Source organism: Caulobacter sp. 73W (genome assembly GCF_041021955.1).
Lineage (GTDB): Bacteria > Pseudomonadota > Alphaproteobacteria > Caulobacterales > Caulobacteraceae > Caulobacter.
This window is the reverse complement of sequence record NZ_CP158375.1, coordinates 1,210,915-1,226,293: the sequence shown is the minus strand read 5'-3', so window position 1 is coordinate 1,226,293 and position 15,379 is coordinate 1,210,915. Positions and strand designations below refer to the sequence as shown.

16 protein-coding genes and 1 pseudogene are annotated in these 15,379 nt (G+C 68.0%); 6 read left to right on the top strand and 11 right to left on the bottom strand.

The genetic code is table 11. The annotated features are described in order from the left end of the window. Nucleotides 1-58: 58 nt before the first annotated feature. The 4 genes from ABOZ73_RS05810 to groES all read right to left on the bottom strand — a co-directional run bounded on the left by ABOZ73_RS05810 (nucleotide 59) and on the right by groES (nucleotide 6,280). The gene (locus tag ABOZ73_RS05810; RefSeq protein ID WP_369061462.1) at nucleotides 59-2,086 is read right to left on the bottom strand and encodes a TonB-dependent receptor plug domain-containing protein; all 2,028 of its coding nucleotides are present in this window, start codon (nucleotides 2,084-2,086) and stop codon (nucleotides 59-61) included. Nucleotides 2,087-2,241: 155 nt separating this feature from the next. Next, nucleotides 2,242-3,672, bottom strand: a complete 1,431-nt coding sequence (gene tldD / locus ABOZ73_RS05805; RefSeq protein ID WP_369061460.1) for a metalloprotease TldD — start codon at nucleotides 3,670-3,672, stop codon at nucleotides 2,242-2,244. A gap of 624 nt (nucleotides 3,673-4,296) precedes the next feature. Then, on the bottom strand, nucleotides 4,297-5,934 hold the full coding sequence (gene groL, locus ABOZ73_RS05800; protein ID WP_369061458.1) for a chaperonin GroEL: 1,638 nt from the start codon (nucleotides 5,932-5,934) through the stop codon (nucleotides 4,297-4,299). 55 nt (nucleotides 5,935-5,989) lie between these two features. Then, nucleotides 5,990-6,280 (bottom strand): co-chaperone GroES, encoded by a 291-nt coding sequence (gene groES / locus ABOZ73_RS05795; RefSeq protein WP_277784447.1) that lies wholly within the window; start codon nucleotides 6,278-6,280, stop codon nucleotides 5,990-5,992. A 310-nt stretch (nucleotides 6,281-6,590) separates the two neighbouring features. Between groES and ABOZ73_RS05790 the strand changes: the two genes are divergently transcribed. Further along, complete coding sequence (locus ABOZ73_RS05790) at nucleotides 6,591-6,992, top strand: hypothetical protein (protein WP_369061457.1); 402 nt, start codon at nucleotides 6,591-6,593, stop codon at nucleotides 6,990-6,992. A 155-nt stretch (nucleotides 6,993-7,147) separates the two neighbouring features. Here the strand turns inward: ABOZ73_RS05790 and ABOZ73_RS05785 are convergent. After that, nucleotides 7,148-8,456, bottom strand: a pseudogene (locus ABOZ73_RS05785) (acyl-CoA dehydrogenase family protein). A gap of 125 nt (nucleotides 8,457-8,581) precedes the next feature. Between ABOZ73_RS05785 and ABOZ73_RS05780 the strand changes: the two are divergent. After that, nucleotides 8,582-9,172, top strand: a complete 591-nt coding sequence (locus tag ABOZ73_RS05780; protein WP_369061455.1) for a GNAT family N-acetyltransferase — start codon at nucleotides 8,582-8,584, stop codon at nucleotides 9,170-9,172. A gap of 112 nt (nucleotides 9,173-9,284) precedes the next feature. On the opposite strand, the gene ABOZ73_RS05775 is transcribed toward ABOZ73_RS05780, so the two are convergent. The 3 genes from ABOZ73_RS05775 to ABOZ73_RS05765 are packed head-to-tail and all read right to left on the bottom strand — an operon-like array spanning nucleotide 9,285 to nucleotide 10,614. Further along, nucleotides 9,285-9,725 carry a DUF6265 family protein gene (locus tag ABOZ73_RS05775; RefSeq protein WP_369061454.1) on the bottom strand — a complete coding sequence of 147 codons (441 nt, stop codon included), beginning with the start codon at nucleotides 9,723-9,725 and terminating at the stop codon, nucleotides 9,285-9,287. Continuing rightward, nucleotides 9,722-10,195, bottom strand: coding sequence for a tRNA adenosine(34) deaminase TadA (tadA, locus tag ABOZ73_RS05770; protein WP_369061452.1), 474 nt, complete (start codon nucleotides 10,193-10,195; stop codon nucleotides 9,722-9,724). Before tadA ends, ABOZ73_RS05775 begins: the two co-directional genes overlap by 4 nt. Beyond that, on the bottom strand, nucleotides 10,192-10,614 hold the full coding sequence (locus ABOZ73_RS05765) for a DUF4260 domain-containing protein (RefSeq protein WP_369061451.1): 423 nt from the start codon (nucleotides 10,612-10,614) through the stop codon (nucleotides 10,192-10,194). The genes tadA and ABOZ73_RS05765 overlap by 4 nt, the downstream gene beginning before the upstream one ends. 51 nt (nucleotides 10,615-10,665) lie before the next feature. On the opposite strand from ABOZ73_RS05765, the gene ABOZ73_RS05760 reads away from it, so the two are divergent. Genes ABOZ73_RS05760 through rsmD form a run of 3 tightly spaced genes read left to right on the top strand, consistent with a single transcriptional unit; the run spans nucleotide 10,666 to nucleotide 13,111 of the window. Then, nucleotides 10,666-11,922 (top strand): pseudouridine synthase, encoded by a 1,257-nt coding sequence (locus tag ABOZ73_RS05760; RefSeq protein ID WP_369061449.1) that lies wholly within the window; start codon nucleotides 10,666-10,668, stop codon nucleotides 11,920-11,922. A 14-nt stretch (nucleotides 11,923-11,936) separates the two neighbouring features. After that, nucleotides 11,937-12,548 carry a TMEM175 family protein gene (locus ABOZ73_RS05755; protein WP_369061448.1) on the top strand — a complete coding sequence of 204 codons (612 nt, stop codon included), beginning with the start codon at nucleotides 11,937-11,939 and terminating at the stop codon, nucleotides 12,546-12,548. Beyond that, the gene (gene rsmD, locus ABOZ73_RS05750; RefSeq protein ID WP_369061446.1) at nucleotides 12,548-13,111 is read left to right on the top strand and encodes a 16S rRNA (guanine(966)-N(2))-methyltransferase RsmD; all 564 of its coding nucleotides are present in this window, start codon (nucleotides 12,548-12,550) and stop codon (nucleotides 13,109-13,111) included. Before ABOZ73_RS05755 ends, rsmD begins: the two co-directional genes overlap by 1 nt. On the opposite strand, the gene ABOZ73_RS05745 is transcribed toward rsmD, so the two are convergent. From ABOZ73_RS05745 to ABOZ73_RS05735, 3 genes are all read right to left on the bottom strand, one after another. Then, nucleotides 13,108-13,530 (bottom strand): VOC family protein, encoded by a 423-nt coding sequence (locus tag ABOZ73_RS05745; protein ID WP_369061445.1) that lies wholly within the window; start codon nucleotides 13,528-13,530, stop codon nucleotides 13,108-13,110. The two genes, rsmD and ABOZ73_RS05745, sit on opposite strands and share 4 nt — an antisense overlap. A 72-nt stretch (nucleotides 13,531-13,602) precedes the next feature. Continuing rightward, nucleotides 13,603-13,878: a YjhX family toxin gene (locus ABOZ73_RS05740; protein ID WP_369061444.1), complete on the bottom strand. Its 276-nt coding sequence runs from the start codon at nucleotides 13,876-13,878 to the stop codon at nucleotides 13,603-13,605. Nucleotides 13,879-14,044: 166 nt separating this feature from the next. Continuing rightward, a complete protein-coding gene (locus ABOZ73_RS05735) occupies nucleotides 14,045-14,452 on the bottom strand; it encodes a VOC family protein (RefSeq protein WP_369061442.1) in 408 nt (135 codons plus the stop codon). 115 nt (nucleotides 14,453-14,567) lie between these two features. Here ABOZ73_RS05735 and ABOZ73_RS05730 point away from each other — a divergent pair, with 115 nt between their 5' ends. Beyond that, nucleotides 14,568-15,335: a MerR family transcriptional regulator gene (locus tag ABOZ73_RS05730; RefSeq protein ID WP_369061440.1), complete on the top strand. Its 768-nt coding sequence runs from the start codon at nucleotides 14,568-14,570 to the stop codon at nucleotides 15,333-15,335. Nucleotides 15,336-15,379: the final 44 nt, after the last annotated feature.

The window sequence follows — 15,379 nt, the reverse complement described above, 5'->3', positions numbered from 1 at the left end:
ACGAAGGCCCCGGAGCGATCCGGGGCCTTTTTCATTGCCTTTGCCCAAGACAGAGGGCTCAGCCCCAGGTCTTGCGCAGGCGGACGTAGAAGCTGCGGCCGAACTCCAGATCGCGGACTTCCTCGAAGGACAGCGGGCTGGTGTTGCGCGGGCCGGCATAGACCTGGCGGATCTGCTTGAAGCCGCGCGCCGTGGCGTTGGGGATCTCGAAGCGGATCGAGAAGTCGGGCTTGGGCCGGTATTCCAGGAACGGGTGGACCCAGGTCTTCAGCTTGTAGGTCTGGATCTGGTTGAAGCGGTAGTAGCTCTCGCGCCACTGGCTGAAGACGTTGACGCCCCAGTTCACTTTGTACTTCGACAGGTCCTGGGTGAAGTTCAGCTCGTACTCCACCGGACGGTAGTCGGACAGCTCGCGCTCCTGGCCGGTGGTGGGGTCGACGACCTGGCTGTCGCGATAGGTCAGCTTGCCCTTCAGCAGACCGCCGGTGACACCCAGCTTCTGCAGGGGCAGGGTCAGGCGGGCCTCGAACTCGTCCTTGGTCCCGTCGCCGATATTGGCCGGGCTGTCGAAGGCGCCGGTGGCGGTGAAGATCGGCGCGCGGTCGATGGCGTCGGTCACCTCGAAATGGCGGGCGGTGAAGACGATGGCCCCGTTGCCCCAGAAGCGGCGCTCATAGGCGGCCTCGAAGACCCAGGCGTGTTCCGGCTCCAGGTTCGGGTTGCCGGTCGAGATCACCCCCGTCGACAGGGACGAGGAGGCGGTGAAGTCATTGAAGTTCAGCTGCCCGACCTGACGCTCCACCCGCAGGCGGACCTGGTTGAGGCTGTTGGGCGACCAGGTGGCCACGGCGCGCGGCTTGATGAAGGTGAAGGTCTTCTCCAGCTCCACGTCGCCGCTGGATTCCAGGCGCGAGCCCTCCATGCGCACCCCGGCCTCTAGGGTCAGCGGATTCCACGGCTTGTAGGTGGTGTTGGCGAAGATCTCGCCGCGCTTCTCGTTGACCTTCACATTGGCGGCGGGAAGCTCGATCGCGGTGTCGTTCTCCGAATAGGCGGACTCGCCGTCCAGCCAGTTGTAGGCGCCCTCGACGCCGGCCTCGAAGGACAGGGTGGAGGACTTGTTCCACCGCAGCACGGCCCGGCCGATGCTCTCGCCGGTGGTGCGCTCGTTCTCATAGACGGTGACCGAGCCCGGCTCCTTGTAGAGCGAGGTGTAGTCGAAGCTCTTGAGCTGCTGCAGCAGCAGGGCTTCCAGCGTCAGGCTGCTGGTCAGCGGACGGTCGTAGCGCAGGCCCAGCTCGCCGCGGTTCTGCTCGTCGTGGTCGCGCTGGACGCCCTGAACGCCGGGCAGGCTCTCGTCGTAATAGAAGCGGTTGTTGTGCAGCTGGCCGTTGATCTTGAACTTGCCGCCGGCCAGGGGCGTCTCGAAGGCGCCGGTGAGGATGGTGTCCTGGCCGTCGCCCTCGGTGTCGATGCGGTCCTGGCTGACGATCCGGCCCTGGGCGTCGCGGCGGGTGATCGTGCCGTCGCCAGCCCCGTCGTCCACGAAGCCGCCCATGAACAGGCCGCCTTCCAGGATGCGGCCGTTGTTGCGGCGCGAGCCCTCGATCCGCATGGCGTAGACCTCGCGGTCGTCGTGCATGAAGTTGCCGGCGACGGCGAAAACGCCGGTGCTTTGCACCCCGCCCTTGCGGACGATGTTGGCCAGGATGGTCTGGCCCTGCATGTCGATGCCGGGGGCGCTGCCGCGGATCAGGTCGATGCGCTCGATCTGGGTGGCCGGCACGCGGCGCAGGATATTGCCCAGGCTGTCGTTCTTGGCGGTGGGGCGCTGACCGTCGATCAGCACGTTGCCGGCCCCGCCGGCGAAGCCGCGCACCGAGTCGCCGCCATTGAACGAGAAGCCCGGCAGGCGGTCGATCATGTCCATGGCCGTGTTCGGCTGGGCCGCGGCGAAGAAGCTGGCCGGGTAGGAGATGACGCCTTGGGTCGCGGTTTGGGCGGCGGGCTGTGGCGCGGGCTGTACGGCCGCTGCGGCCTCGGGCTGGCCGGCGGCCAGGATGGCGATGATCGGCGCGATGGCCATGGACGTTCACTCCCCTCACTGATGCGAAAGGGATGGCGAACGCCGCTCGCCAAGACCAATTACAAGGCGGAAAGGTAGATTAAATCTCTGACAGGTTGCATCCGAAAGTGGTGTCGGATGCCTCTACCCAAGATTCAGGTGTGGCCTGGCGGGCGTCAGACGCCGGTGCCGCCCACCGTCAGGCCGGTGATCTTCAGGGACGGCTGGCCGACGCCGACCGGCACGCCCTGTCCCGCCTTGCCGCAGACGCCGATGCCGGGATCGAAGTCGAAGTCGTCGCCGATCATGGTCACGCGGGTCAGGGCGCTGGGGCCGTCGCCGATCAGGGTGGCGCCCTTCACCGGGGCGGTGATCTTGCCGTCCTCTACCAGATAGGCCTCGGTGCACTGGAAGACGAACTTGCCGTTGGTGATGTCCACCTGGCCGCCGCCGAAGTTGGCGCAGTAGAGGCCGCGCTTCATCGAGGCGATCATCTCTTCCTGCTTGTGCGAGCCGGACAGCATGCCGGTGTTGGTCATGCGCGGCATGGGCATGTGGGCGTAGGACTGGCGGCGGCCGTTGCCGGTCGCCTGCATGCCCATCAGCCGGGCGCTCATGCGGTCGTGCATGTAGCCCACCAGGATGCCGTCCTCGATTAGGATGGTGCGCTCGGTCGGGGTGCCCTCGTCGTCCACGGTCAGGGAGCCGCGGCGGCCCTGGATGGAGCCGTCGTCGAAGACGGTGACGCCCTTGGCGGCCACGCGTTCGCCGATGCGGCCCGAGAAGGCCGAGATGCCCTTGCGGTTGAAGTCGCCCTCCAGCCCGTGGCCGACGGCCTCGTGCAGCAGCACGCCGTTCCAGCCTGGGCCGAGGACCACGTCCATCTCGCCGGCCGGGCAGGCGACGGCGTCCAGATTGACCAGGGCCTGGCGCAGGGCCTCGTCCACCTGGCCCTGCCACTTGTCGGGGCTGATCCAGGCCTCGAACCCGGCGCGGCCGCCGGCGCCGGAGGAGCCCGTCTCGCGGCGGCCGTCCTTCTCGACGGTGAGCTGGACGTTGACGCGGACCAGGGGGCGGATGTCGCGGATCAGGCGGCCGTCGGCGCGCAGGATCTCGACCACCCGACGCTCGCCGGCCAGGCTGGCCATGACCTGCACCACGCGCGGGTCGCGCTGGCGGGCGAAGGCGTCGATCTCCTGCAGCAGGGCGACCTTGTCGGAGAAGTCCGGCTTGGAGACCGGATCGTCCTCGCCATAGAGCTTGGTGTTGGTGGCGCGGGGACCTTCGGCCGAGACGCCGCTGTAGCCGCGGCGGGCCAGCTGGGCGCTGTCGGCGGCGCGGCGGATGGCGGCTTCGGAGATTTCCGAGGAATGGGCGTAGCCGGCGGTCTCACCCGCCACCACGCGCAGGCCGAAACCCTCGCCGGCGTCATAGGCGGCGGTCTTCAGCCGGCCGTCGTCGAAGACGAAGCTTTCACTCTCCGACCGCTCCAGGAACAGCTCCCCGTCATCGGCGCCGTGCAGCGCCTCGCCGAGGATGCGCTCGGCGGCCTTGGGATCGACGCCGGCGGCGTCCAGCAGGGAGGGGGCGGAGGTGATGGCGTTCATGCCTTCCGAGATAGGCGGTCCAGCGGCCGGCGCCTAGCGGGGTGCGTAGTTTGGGCGCTGCGGATGGCGTGGTGCGTGCTTCGACTGGCCGCTTCGCGACCGCTCAGCATGACGAGGGTGGTTTGGCTCTGAGTTCGTCATCCTGAGCCGCTCGAGGGACGCACGACGTCGCCGCCTCGCGCGGTTGCTGCGAAGGTTGGAAGGGCGGCGGAGCGACGGACGGCTCTCGATCTGGGTTGGAGTGGACAGGGAAGATCGTCCGGCGCTCCGCGCGGGTCCTTGTCGTGAACGCTGCGATCGAGGCCTTCGATGAGACAGGAAACCCGGCGTCGGTCGGCCTCCAGGGGGAGCCCGCTCTTCCCGCAACGACAGCACGTGGCCACGCGCCCTCCCGTGCGGGTAGATGAGCGAAGGTTACGGGAGGTTGGGAAGAGGGGGATAAGTCCCCGTAACTCCTCCCCCTCGGGGGAGAGGGACCACGAAGTGGTGGAGGGGGCTGCTGACTCAGAAACCCCCTCCGGCCCTCTGGGCCACCTCCCCCAGAGGGGAGGATTTGGTGCGGAGCCAAAGAAAAGGGCGGAGCCTTGCGGCTCCGCCCTCAATCTCAGTGAGCTTTTGGACTTCTTAGAAGTCCATGTCGCCCATGCCGCCGCCCGGCATGGCCGGAGCGGGGGAAGCCTTCTTGGGGGCTTCGACGATGGCGGCTTCGGTGGTGATCAGCAGGCTGGACACCGAGGCGGCGTCTTGCAGGGCCGTGCGGACAACCTTGGCCGGGTCGATGACGCCGTCGGCGACCAGATCGACGTACTGTTCGGTCTGGGCGTTGAAGCCGAAGGTGGCCGAGTTGTTCTCGAGCACCTTGCCGACGACGATCGAACCTTCCACGCCGGCGTTTTCCGAGATCTGACGGATCGGAGCCTGCAGGGCGCGGCGGACGATGGCGATGCCGGCGGTCTGGTCGGCGTTGTCGCCGGTCAGGCCTTCCAGAGCCTTCGAAGCCTTGAGCAGGGCGATGCCGCCGCCCGGGACGATGCCTTCTTCAACCGCGGCGCGGGTGGCGTTCAGGGCGTCGTCGACGCGGTCCTTACGCTCCTTCACTTCGACTTCGGTGGCGCCGCCGACGCGGATCACCGCAACGCCGCCGGCCAGCTTGGCCAGACGCTCTTGCAGCTTTTCCTTGTCGTAGTCCGAGGTGGTGTCCTCGATCTGCTTCTTGATCTGGCCGATGCGGGCTTCGATGCCGCCCTTTTCGCCCAGGCCGTCCACGACCGTGGTGTCGTCCTTGGTGATGGTGACCTTCTTGGCGCGGCCCAGCATTTCGAGCGTGACGCTCTCCAGCTTGATGCCCAGGTCTTCGGAGATGACCTGGCCGCCCGTCAGGATGGCGATGTCTTCCAGCATGGCCTTGCGGCGGTCGCCGAAGCCCGGAGCCTTGACGGCGGCGACGCGCAGGCCGCCACGCAGCTTGTTGACGACCAGGGTCGCCAGGGCTTCGCCTTCGACGTCTTCAGCGATGATCAGCAGGGGACGGCCCGACTGGACGACGGCTTCCAGCACCGGCAGCAGCGGCTGCAGCGAGGACAGCTTCTTTTCGAACAGCAGGATGAGCGGCTCTTCGAGCTGCACTTCCATCTTGTCGGCGTTGGTCACGAAGTACGGCGACAGGTAGCCGCGGTCGAACTGCATGCCTTCGACGACGTCGAGTTCGGTTTCCAGCGACTTGGCTTCTTCAACCGTGATGACGCCTTCGTTGCCGACCTTTTCCATGGCGTGAGCGATCATCTCGCCCACTTCCTTGTCGCCGTTGGCCGAGATGGTGCCGACCTGAGCGATTTCCTGGTTGGTCGTGACCTTCTTGGCCGACGCCTTGATCTCGGCGATGACGGCCGCGACGGCCTTGTCCACGCCGCGCTTCAGGTCCATCGGGTTCATGCCGGCCGCGACCGACTTGAGGCCTTCCACGGCGATGGCCTGGGCCAGCACGGTGGCGGTGGTGGTGCCGTCGCCGGCCTTGTCGTTGGTCTTGGAGGCGACTTCGCGGATCAGCTGGGCGCCGAGGTTCTCGAAGCGGTCAGCCAGTTCGATTTCCTTGGCGACCGAGACGCCGTCCTTGGTCGAGCGCGGGGCGCCGAAGGACTTTTCGATCACGACGTTGCGGCCCTTCGGGCCGAGGGTAACCTTCACCGCGTTGGCGAGGATATTGACGCCGCGCAGCATCTTGTCGCGCGCGTCGGAAGAGAAATAGACGTCTTTAGCGGCCATTTCGGGCTCTCTCTTTCAAATGGGGTTGAGGGGGGATCGTCGAAGGCGTCGGCGCTTAGCGCTCGACCACGCCCAGGACGTCGCTTTCCTTCATGATCAGCAGGTCTTCACCGTCGACCTTCACTTCCGTGCCCGACCACTTGCCGAACAGGATGCGATCACCGGCCTTCACGTCCAGAGCGACGACGTCGCCCTTGTCGTTGCGGGCGCCCGGACCGACGGCGACGACTTCGCCTTCCTGAGGCTTTTCCTTGGCGGTGTCCGGGATGATGATCCCGCCCTTGGTCTTCTCTTCTTCTTCGACGCGCTTCACGAGCACGCGGTCGCCAAGAGGACGAAACTTCATCTTGAGGCTCTCCGTAGCGTTACGGGTTGGTTTTCTGATCGTCGGCGAGCGGGGCTGTTAGCAGTCGCCCACCCTGAGTGCCAACGGTGCGCGGGAGGTAGGTTGGGCGGCCAGGGGAGTCAAGACGTCGCCTGCGATCGGTTCTAAGCTTGCCGTGCGTCAGCGAGGTGACGGCAACCCGCGACCATCTATGATCCAGGGGCGCCGATTGTAAGGCCGTGCGGCGAGGTTCGCGTCGAAGGCGTTTGCGCTGGACTCGGGCGGCCACAATATCGAGACGGTCCGCCACGCGCCGGAGTAAGCTTAAGTCATGGCATCCCACACGGTTTCGATCCTTCTCGCCATCGTCGCCTGCATGATCGGCGGCGCTATCGGCGGCTTCCTGCTGGCCAGCCCGGATGCGGCCATGAAGCGGCTCGGCCTGACGACCGAGGCCGAGGAAAACGGCCTGGCCCAGGCGCGGGCCGTGGGCGGGGCCCTGGTGGGCGCGCATGCGATCACCGCGGCGATGCTGGGCTATTCGCCCCTGGCCGGCTCTGCTCTGTCCTTGGCCGCGGCCGCCCTGTGGTTCGGCGGCGCGGCGTCCAGCCTGCTCAACGGAAAGGGCGCGCGGCAGGGCGGCGTGCTGCTGGCGCTATTGATGGCCGCCAGCCTGGGCTCGCCGTTCTGGAGCTACGGCCGCGCGCTGCTGGCGCGGGGCTGGATGGTTTGAGGTCTTCTTCTCCTCCCCTGTAGCGAAGCGTACGGGGGAGGTGGATCGTCGCGATAGCGACGAGACGGAGTGGGCGCAGCTCCGAGCTTGCGGACGCCCCTTCCACCACTTCGTGGTCCCCCTCCCCCGCTTCGCAGGGGAGGAGAGTTTTCAGCCTACCGAATCCCCGGCACGTGCAGGGCCGCTTCGGCGTCGGCGCGCTTCTTGGCGGCCAGGTCGCCGTACTTGGCGTACTCCATGCGGGCGATGGTGCGCTGGTGGACCTCGTCCGGGCCGTCGGCCAGGCGCAGGGTGCGGATGCCGGCATAGGCCTTGGCCAGGCCGAAGTCGGTGGTCACGCCGCCGCCGCCGTGGGCCTGGATGGCGTCGTCGATGATCTTCAGCGCCAGGCGCGGGCCGGCGACCTTGATCATGGCGATCTCCAGGCGGGCCGACTTGTTGCCGGCCTTGTCCATCATGTCGGCGGCCTTGAGGCACAGCAGGCGGCACATCTCGATGTCGATGCGGGCGTCGGCGATGCGCTCTTCCCAGACCGACTGGTCGGCGATGTACTTGCCGAAGGCTTTGCGGCTCATCAGGCGCTTGCACATCTTTTCCAGGGCGACTTCCGCCGTGCCGATGGTGCGCATGCAGTGGTGGATGCGGCCCGGGCCAAGGCGCCCCTGGGCGATCTCGAAGCCGCGACCCTCGCCAAGGATCAGGGCTTCTTCGATCGGCACGCGGACGTTCTTGAGGATGACCTCGGCGTGGCCGTGCGGGGCGTCGTCATAGCCGAACACCGGCAGCATGCGGACGATCTCGATGCCCGGCGAGTTCGAGCGGAACCAGCACCTGGCTCTGCTGCTGGTGGCGGCTGGGGTTGTCGGGATCGGTCTTGCCCATGACGATGGCGACCTTGCAGCGCGGATCGCCCACGCCCGAGGACCACCACTTGCGGCCGTTGATCACGTAGTGGTCGCCGTCGCGCTCGATGCGGGTCTCGATGTTGGTGGCGTCCGAAGACGCGACCTCCGGCTCGGTCATCAGGAAGGCGCTGCGGATCTCGCCGTTCATCAGCGGGCGCAGCCAGCGCTCCTTCTGATGCAGCGTGCCGTAGCGCATCAGCACTTCCATGTTGCCGGTGTCGGGGGCCGAGCAGTTGAACACCTCGGAGGCGAAGCCGATCTTGCCCAGCTGTTCGGCGATCAGGCTGTATTCCAGGTTGGTCAGTTGGACGCCCTCGAACTCGAAGGTGTCGTCCACATGGGTCTGGCCGCTGTGCGGCGGCATGAAGAAGTTCCACAGGCCGGCGGCCTTGGCCTTCTTCTTCAGCTCCTCGACCACCTGGACGACCTTCCAGCGCTCAGCGCCCAGGACGTCCATCTCGCGCTCGTACTCCGCCACGGCCGGGCGGATGTGCTCGTCCATGAATGCGACCACGCGATCAAGGAACATCCGTTGCTTGGGGGAGATGTCGAAATCCATGGCGGCGGTCCGTCCCTTGTCGTTCAAACGCTTGTTTGAGCGCATTTTGCACGAGTTGACGCGCGCGGCAAGCGCCTAGCCCGTCTGACCTTGCCCAGACTCGGGCGCGACGGCAGATTGCACCCATGCATCTCAGAGCCATCCCTCTCGACGGCCGCTATGTGCGGCTGGAACCCGTCACCCCGGAACTGCGCGACGAGCTGCGCGGGGCCGTCGATTGCGACCCCGAAGCCTGGGAGATCATGTCGACCAACGGCTGCGGTGAAGGCTTCGACGACTGGTGGGGCGCGCTGGAGGCCGAGACGGCCCGGGGCGAACGCGTCGCCTACGCCATCCGGCGGCTGGAGGACGGCAAGGTGGTCGGCACGTCCAGCTACCTGAACATGCGGCCGGCCCATTCGGGGCTGGAGATCGGCTCCACCTTCCTGCACCCCGACGCCCGCTCGGGTCCGGTGAACCCGGAGGTGAAGCGCCTGATGCTGACCCACGCCTTCGAGGCCGGGGCCATCCGCGTGGAGTTCATGGTAGACGTGCGCAACGCCCGCAGCCAGGCGGCGGTGCTGAAGCTGGGCGCCATCAAGGAAGGCGTGCTGCGCAACCACAAGATCACCTGGACCGGCCACGTGCGCGACACGGCGGTGTTCTCGATCACCGACTACGACTGGCCGGGCATCAAGCAGCGCCTGGACTTCCGCCTGAGCGAGGATTTCGTTTAGCCAAGTGCGTCCTTCGAGACGGCCTGCGGCCTCCTCAGGATGACGAGCTTTGTTGCAACTGAATTCGTCATGCTGAGGAGCGCGTAAGCGCGTCTCGAAGCACGCAAGGCGCCTACCGCGCCCGCTGGTAGCGCCATTCCGTGCGTTTCAGCTCGCCTTTGACCATGCCCTCGATCGCCGCGCAGAGGTCTTCGCCGCAGGGGCGGTAGAAGACCCGTTGCGGGAAGTCGTGGGCCTTGTTCTCGAACACGGCCTCTCCCGGCGGGCCGGGCAGGCGGACGAAGGCGGTCGGCGCTTGGCCCGGAATGGTGGCGGTGAAGGTCGGGCCGGCGGGCTCGGCGGTGATCGTCATGGTCTCGATTAACTCCGGACGGCCCGCGCGCTTGGTGACGCTGACGCCGCGCATGGCGCCGTCCACCGGCAGGAGCCAGGTCTCCAGGACCTCGCGCTCCGGCGTCTTCTCCATCCAGCTCCCCGCTAGCCAGGACATTTCCTGCACCGGCTGAACGGTCGGCGCGCCGGCCAGCAGCAGGACGAGGGCGAGGGCGATCATGCGGCGTCTCCCTTCGGCTTGCGCCGGGCGCGGAAGAAGCCGCGCAGCAGGTCGGCGCTTTCCTCGGCCATGATCCCGGCGGTCACCGCCGGACGCCAGTGGCAGGTGGGCTGGTCGAAGAACCTGGGGCCATGGGCCACCGCGCCGCCCTTGGGATCGTCGGCGCCGTACACGACCCGGCCGATGCGGGCGTGGCTGATGGCGCCGGCGCACATGGCGCAAGGCTCCAGCGTCACCACCAGGGTCAGGTCGGTGAGGCGGTAGTTGCCGAGCTTTTCCGCCGCCGCTCGCAGGGCGACGATCTCAGCATGGGCGGTGGGGTCGTGGGCGCCGATGGGGCCGTTGCCGCCGGTGGCGACCACCTCGCCGGTGGCGGGATCGAGGATCACCGCGCCCACCGGGGTCTCGCCCCGATCCGCCGCCGCGCGGGCGTGGTCGAGGGCGAGGATCATGGCTTCCTCGTCGGTCATGCGGCCGTCGCCCGGCCGATACGGCCCAGATGGGTGAAGCTAAAGCCCCGCGCGTACTTCAGGCCGTAGCCCATGGCCCGGTCCAGGCCGATGTGCGCCGCCCAGATGAGCGCCCAGGCCAGCAGGTCCGGCGGGCCTCCCAGCATCCCCGCCGCCGCCAGGACGGCCGGTCCCACATAGCTGTGCGCGGCGTTGTAGAGCGCCGCCCCGACGCGCGATCCGACCAGGTAGCCGAGGAAGGACAGGTCGGGTGCGAAGAACAGCAGGATGAACAGCAGCCACCCCGCGTCGGTTTGCGCGTAGAGCGCCAGGGACAGGGCGAAGACCGCCAGCCCCTCGGCCCGCAGCAGCATGCGCACCCCGCCGGCGCCGGCTTGCGGCGCCCCGATGGCTTGATCATCGTTCGGTTCGATGCGCATTAGCAGCCACGGCCCATCGTGAGATGCGCCCGGCCCGAAGCAGGACGCGACATGAACAAGAAGACTTACGACCCCCACCTGAAGGATGAGGCCGGCGCCGGTCAAGGCGGCAACTCCGGCGGCGAGCGTATCGCCAAGGCCCTGGCCCGCGCGGGCGTGGCCTCGCGCCGCGAGGTGGAGCGCCTGATCGAAAGCGGCCGCGTGGCCCTGAACGGCAAGGTCCTGACCCATCCGGCGGTCAAGGTGGCCGAGGGCGACATCCTGACCGTCGACGGGGTAGTGGTCGGCTCGGCCGAGCCCACCCGCGTGTTCCGCTATCACAAGCCCGTCGGCCTGGTGACCACCCACAACGACCCCAAGGGGCGGCCGACGGTGTTCCAGGCCCTGCCCAAGGAGATCGGGCGGGTGATCTCGGTCGGGCGGCTGGATCTGAATTCCGAAGGCCTGCTGCTGCTGACCAATGACGGCGGCCTGACCCGGGTGCTGGAGCTGCCGTCCAACGGCTGGTCGCGCGTGTACCGCGCCCGCGCCTTCGGTCACGCCACCCAGGAGAAGCTCGATCGCCTGAAGAACGGCATCACCATCGAGGGCGTGAAGTACGGCGCCATCGAGGCCAAGCTGGACAAGGCTAAGGGGCCGGACAACTTCGGCCGCAACGTGTGGATCACGGTCACCCTGGCGGAGGGCAAGAACCGCGAAGTGCGCCGGGTGCTGGAAGCCCTGGACCTGAAGGTCAACCGCCTGATCCGCCTGTCTTACGGCCCGTTCTCCCTGGGGACCCTGGCGCCGGGCGAGGTGGAGGAGGTCGGCCCCCGGGTGATCCGCGAGCAGTTGGCCGAGCACATCACCGCCGGCTCTATGCCCCTGGGCGACCGTCCGGCCTATCGCGGCGGCGTTTCCGCTCCGGTCGAGGGCGACGGCCCCGCGCCGCGCCGTGGCGGCGGCAAGTTCGATCGCCGCGCGCCGCGTGACGACAAGGCCGAAGGGCGTCGCGACGACCGTCCGCGCAAGGCCGGCCCCGGCGGCCGGGACTTCCCGCCGCGCCGCCCCCGTGACGAGGACGAGCGTCCGCGCGGCCCGGGCCGTCCGGGCGGGCCGAAGAAGCCGTTCCGCGCGCCGGGCCTCGACACCAGCGACCCGCGCCGCGCCGACAAGGCCCGCAAGCCGCGCCCGAAGGCGGCCGGCGCCGAGCCCGCGTCCGACAAGCCGGTCTACAAGGCCGGCTGGGCCAAGCCGAAGAAGAAGCCGAGCCACCCGCCCAAGGCCGGTGGCCCGAAGAAACCGGGTTCCAAGGGACCGAAGCTCTGACCTGAGGGGGTGGAATGAGCAGCCAAGCGAGAGACGACAAGCATCTTCACCGACTGATCCTGTTTTCGGACGCGGTCTTCGCCATCGCCATCACCTTGCTGGCGATCGAGATCCATCCGCCGGAAGAGTGGCATGGCGGGATCGCCGAGTTCTTCGGCCTGATGGGCCACAAGCTGACGGCCTATGCGGTGAGCTTCGCGGTGATCGGGGTGTACTGGATCGCGCACCGCCGCTCGTTCGGGCGGCTGCTGCGCGCCGACGGCGTGCTGGATGTGCTGAATCTGATGATGCTGGGTCTGCTCGGCCTGCTGCCGCTGGGCACGGTGCTGCTGTGGGAGAAGCCCAGCGCCTCTTCGAGCCTGCTCTATATCGGGCTGGTGGCGGCCATTGGCGTGGCCCACGCGATCGGCTGGGCCTATGCGGCCTTCATCGGCAAGCTGGTCGATCCGGCCATCCGCCTGCCGGCCCGCGTGTACGTGCTGTTCTCCAGCGGGCTGCTGCCCGGACTGATCTGCGCCCTGCTGCTGTTCAGTCTGGCGGGCGGCGCGGTGTGGGGCTACGGCCTCGCGGTCCTGCTGCTGGTCGGGTCGAACGCCATCCAGCGCCGCCTGACCAAGACCGCCTGATGCGCATCGTTTCGGGATCATTCCGCGGCAAGGCCATCGCCGCGCCGGAGGGTTCGGCCACGCGGCCGACCTCCGACCGCGCGCGGCAGGCTGTATTCAACATCCTGGAGCACGCCGACTGGTCGCCGGGCCTGAGGGACCTGCGGGTGATCGACGTGTTCGCCGGATCGGGGGCGCTTGGCTTCGAGGCGATCTCGCGCGGGGCCGCCTTCTGCCTGTTCGTGGAGACGGACGAGGCGGCGCGGGGCGCGATCCGCGAGAACGTAGACGCCTTCGGCCTGTTCGGAAACACCCGCATCCACCGCCGCGACGCCACGGATCTGGGCCAGCGCCCGGCCAGCGCCGGCGCGCCGTTCGAGCTGGCCTTCCTCGACCCGCCCTATCGCAAGGGACTGGGCGAGAAGGCGTTGGCGGGCCTGTTGTCCGGCGGCTGGCTGGCCCCCGGCGCGGTGGTCATGGTGGAGAAGGGCGACGACGAGGCCGCCCCCGCCGTGGACGGCTTCGAGGTGCTGGACGAGCGCAAGTACGGCGCGGCGAAGGTGTTCTTCCTGAGAGCGGTTTAGGCCTTGAAGGTCACATACCCCTCCGGGCTGATCGGCCAGGCGGGGTTCCAGGCGATTTCCCAGGCGTGGCCGTCCGGATCTTGGACATAGCCTCGAAAGCCGCCATGAGGCGGGGCGTCGCCGGGCCGCAGCATCAGGCCGCCATGGGCGACCAGCTGGTCGAGCAGCGGCTGCACCTCGGCCTCCGAGCCGACATTGTGCGCCAGGGCGATAGGGGCGGAGGCGGAGTTGCAGCGTCGCTGCATGTCCAGCTCCAGCGCCGACTTCAGCCAGGTCCCCAGGACGAAGCCGTTCATCTGGTAGAAGACGATCTCCTCGTTCTCGAACGCCGGGCTCCAGCCGAAGCCGTCGCAATAGAACCGGCGTGAACGCGCGAGATCGGCGACGCCGAGGGTGATGACGGCGACCTGTTGCTGCATGGGGCGCTCCTTAGGGACCAGACGCCAAAGCGCGTCGCCCGCGGGCAGGTTGCATCGCCGGCGGGCCTTGCGTCACCAGCGCTTGGCCGAGACGCGGTTGTCGAGCTGCGATCTCAGCCGGTGCAGGCCCTCCCGCGTGATGCGGTAGGGCCGGCCGTCCTGGCTGGAGATCAGGCCCCGCTTCTTCAGGGTCTTGAACACCGCGAGGTTGCAGTCGCCCAGGCGCCAGCCTTCATGGCTGAGGCATTCGGCGTCGATGATCGCGCCACGGTCGTCGCGCACGAGTTGGATGCGCCCGCCCTGGGCGAGCGCGTGCAGCGTTCTTTGCTGCGGCTTGGAGATGTTCAATTGAGGTCTTCCGAAGAGGCATGACGGTTCGCGCCGCTGAGACGTCAGCGGCGGGGCGGTCAGGGGGCTCGCGGGACCGTCAGGCCTTTCGGCGGACGATCCCTAAGCCCGGGCCTCTTGGGCGGAAGACATAGGCATCCTCGTTTGGAGAAGGCAGCTTAGCAGATCAGTCGTCCCAGGTCAGCACGATGGCGTCGGCCGAGCGCTCGTGCGGGCCGTGATAGACGGCCTCGATGTTGTTGCCGTCCGGGTCGAGCAGGAAGGCGGCGTAGTAGCCTGGGTGATACTCCCGCTCGCCCGGGGCGCCGTTGTCCTTGCCGCCGCCCTTCAGGCCGGCCGCGTGAAAGCGGTCCACCGTCTCGCGGTCGGCGGCCTGGAAGGCCAGGTGGACGTGGGTGATCTCCTCGGGCTTGCCCTCGTCGACCCAGACCTCGTCGAAGAAGAAGTAGCGGTCGTCCTCGACGATCTCGACGCCCAGCACCTCCATCAGGGCGCCGTAGAACCGCTTGGAGGCGGCGAGGTCACTGGTTCGAAGCTGGACATGGTCGATCAATCGGCCGCGGCGCATTTCCATGGTCGCCTCCTTCGCTTCGCCGAAGAACGCAGGTCGTCGGAAGGCGGTTGCCGGCGCTTGACCCTCACGCGGCGTGAGGGCTGATGACCTCATCCGTCAACACGGCGAGAAGGTCATGGGCGAGCACACGGTCAAGCAGGTGGCGAGGATGTCGGGCGTCTCGGTCCGCACGCTGCACCACTATGACCAGATCGGCCTGCTCAAGCCCGCGCGCGTGGGAGAGAATGGTTATCGCTGGTACGGGCGGGAGGAGTTGCTGCGCCTGCAGCAGATTCTGCTGCACCGGGAGCTGGAGATGCCGCTGGAGGCCATAGGCCGTCTGCTCGACGCCGCCGAGCTCGACCGTGCTGCGACCCTGAAGGCCCAGCGCGCCGCCCTGGCCGCCAAGGCCGAGCGGTACGGCCGTCTCCTTCGCACGCTGGACGAGACCATCGCCTCCATCGAAGGAGAGACGGATATGGACGACAAGCAGCTGTATATGGGCTTCGCGCCCGAGAAGCAGGCCGAGCATGAGGCCTGGCTTACGGACCGTTACGAAGCGGCGGGCGCGCTGATCGACGGCGCGCGGGTGAAGATGAGCCGGTGGGGCAAGGACGACTACGCCAGCCTGCAGGCCGAGATCGCCAGCATCGAGACCGCCATGGTCGACGCGCTGCGGAGTGGTCTGCCGGCGGACAGCGCGGCGGTCCTGGCGTTGATGGAGCGACACCACGCCATGGTTGCTCGCACCTGGCCCCAGCCGCCGACCCGAGAGGCGCTCATCAGCCTGGGCCGGATGTACGCCGAGCACCCCGACTTCACCGCCCGCTACGAGGCGCTGGCGCCGGGCCTGACGGAGTACATGGGCGCGGCGATGGCGGGGTACGCGGAGGCGCGGCTGTAGAGGCGCAAAGATCCTCCCCCACCGGAGGAGGGGGACCGCGAAGC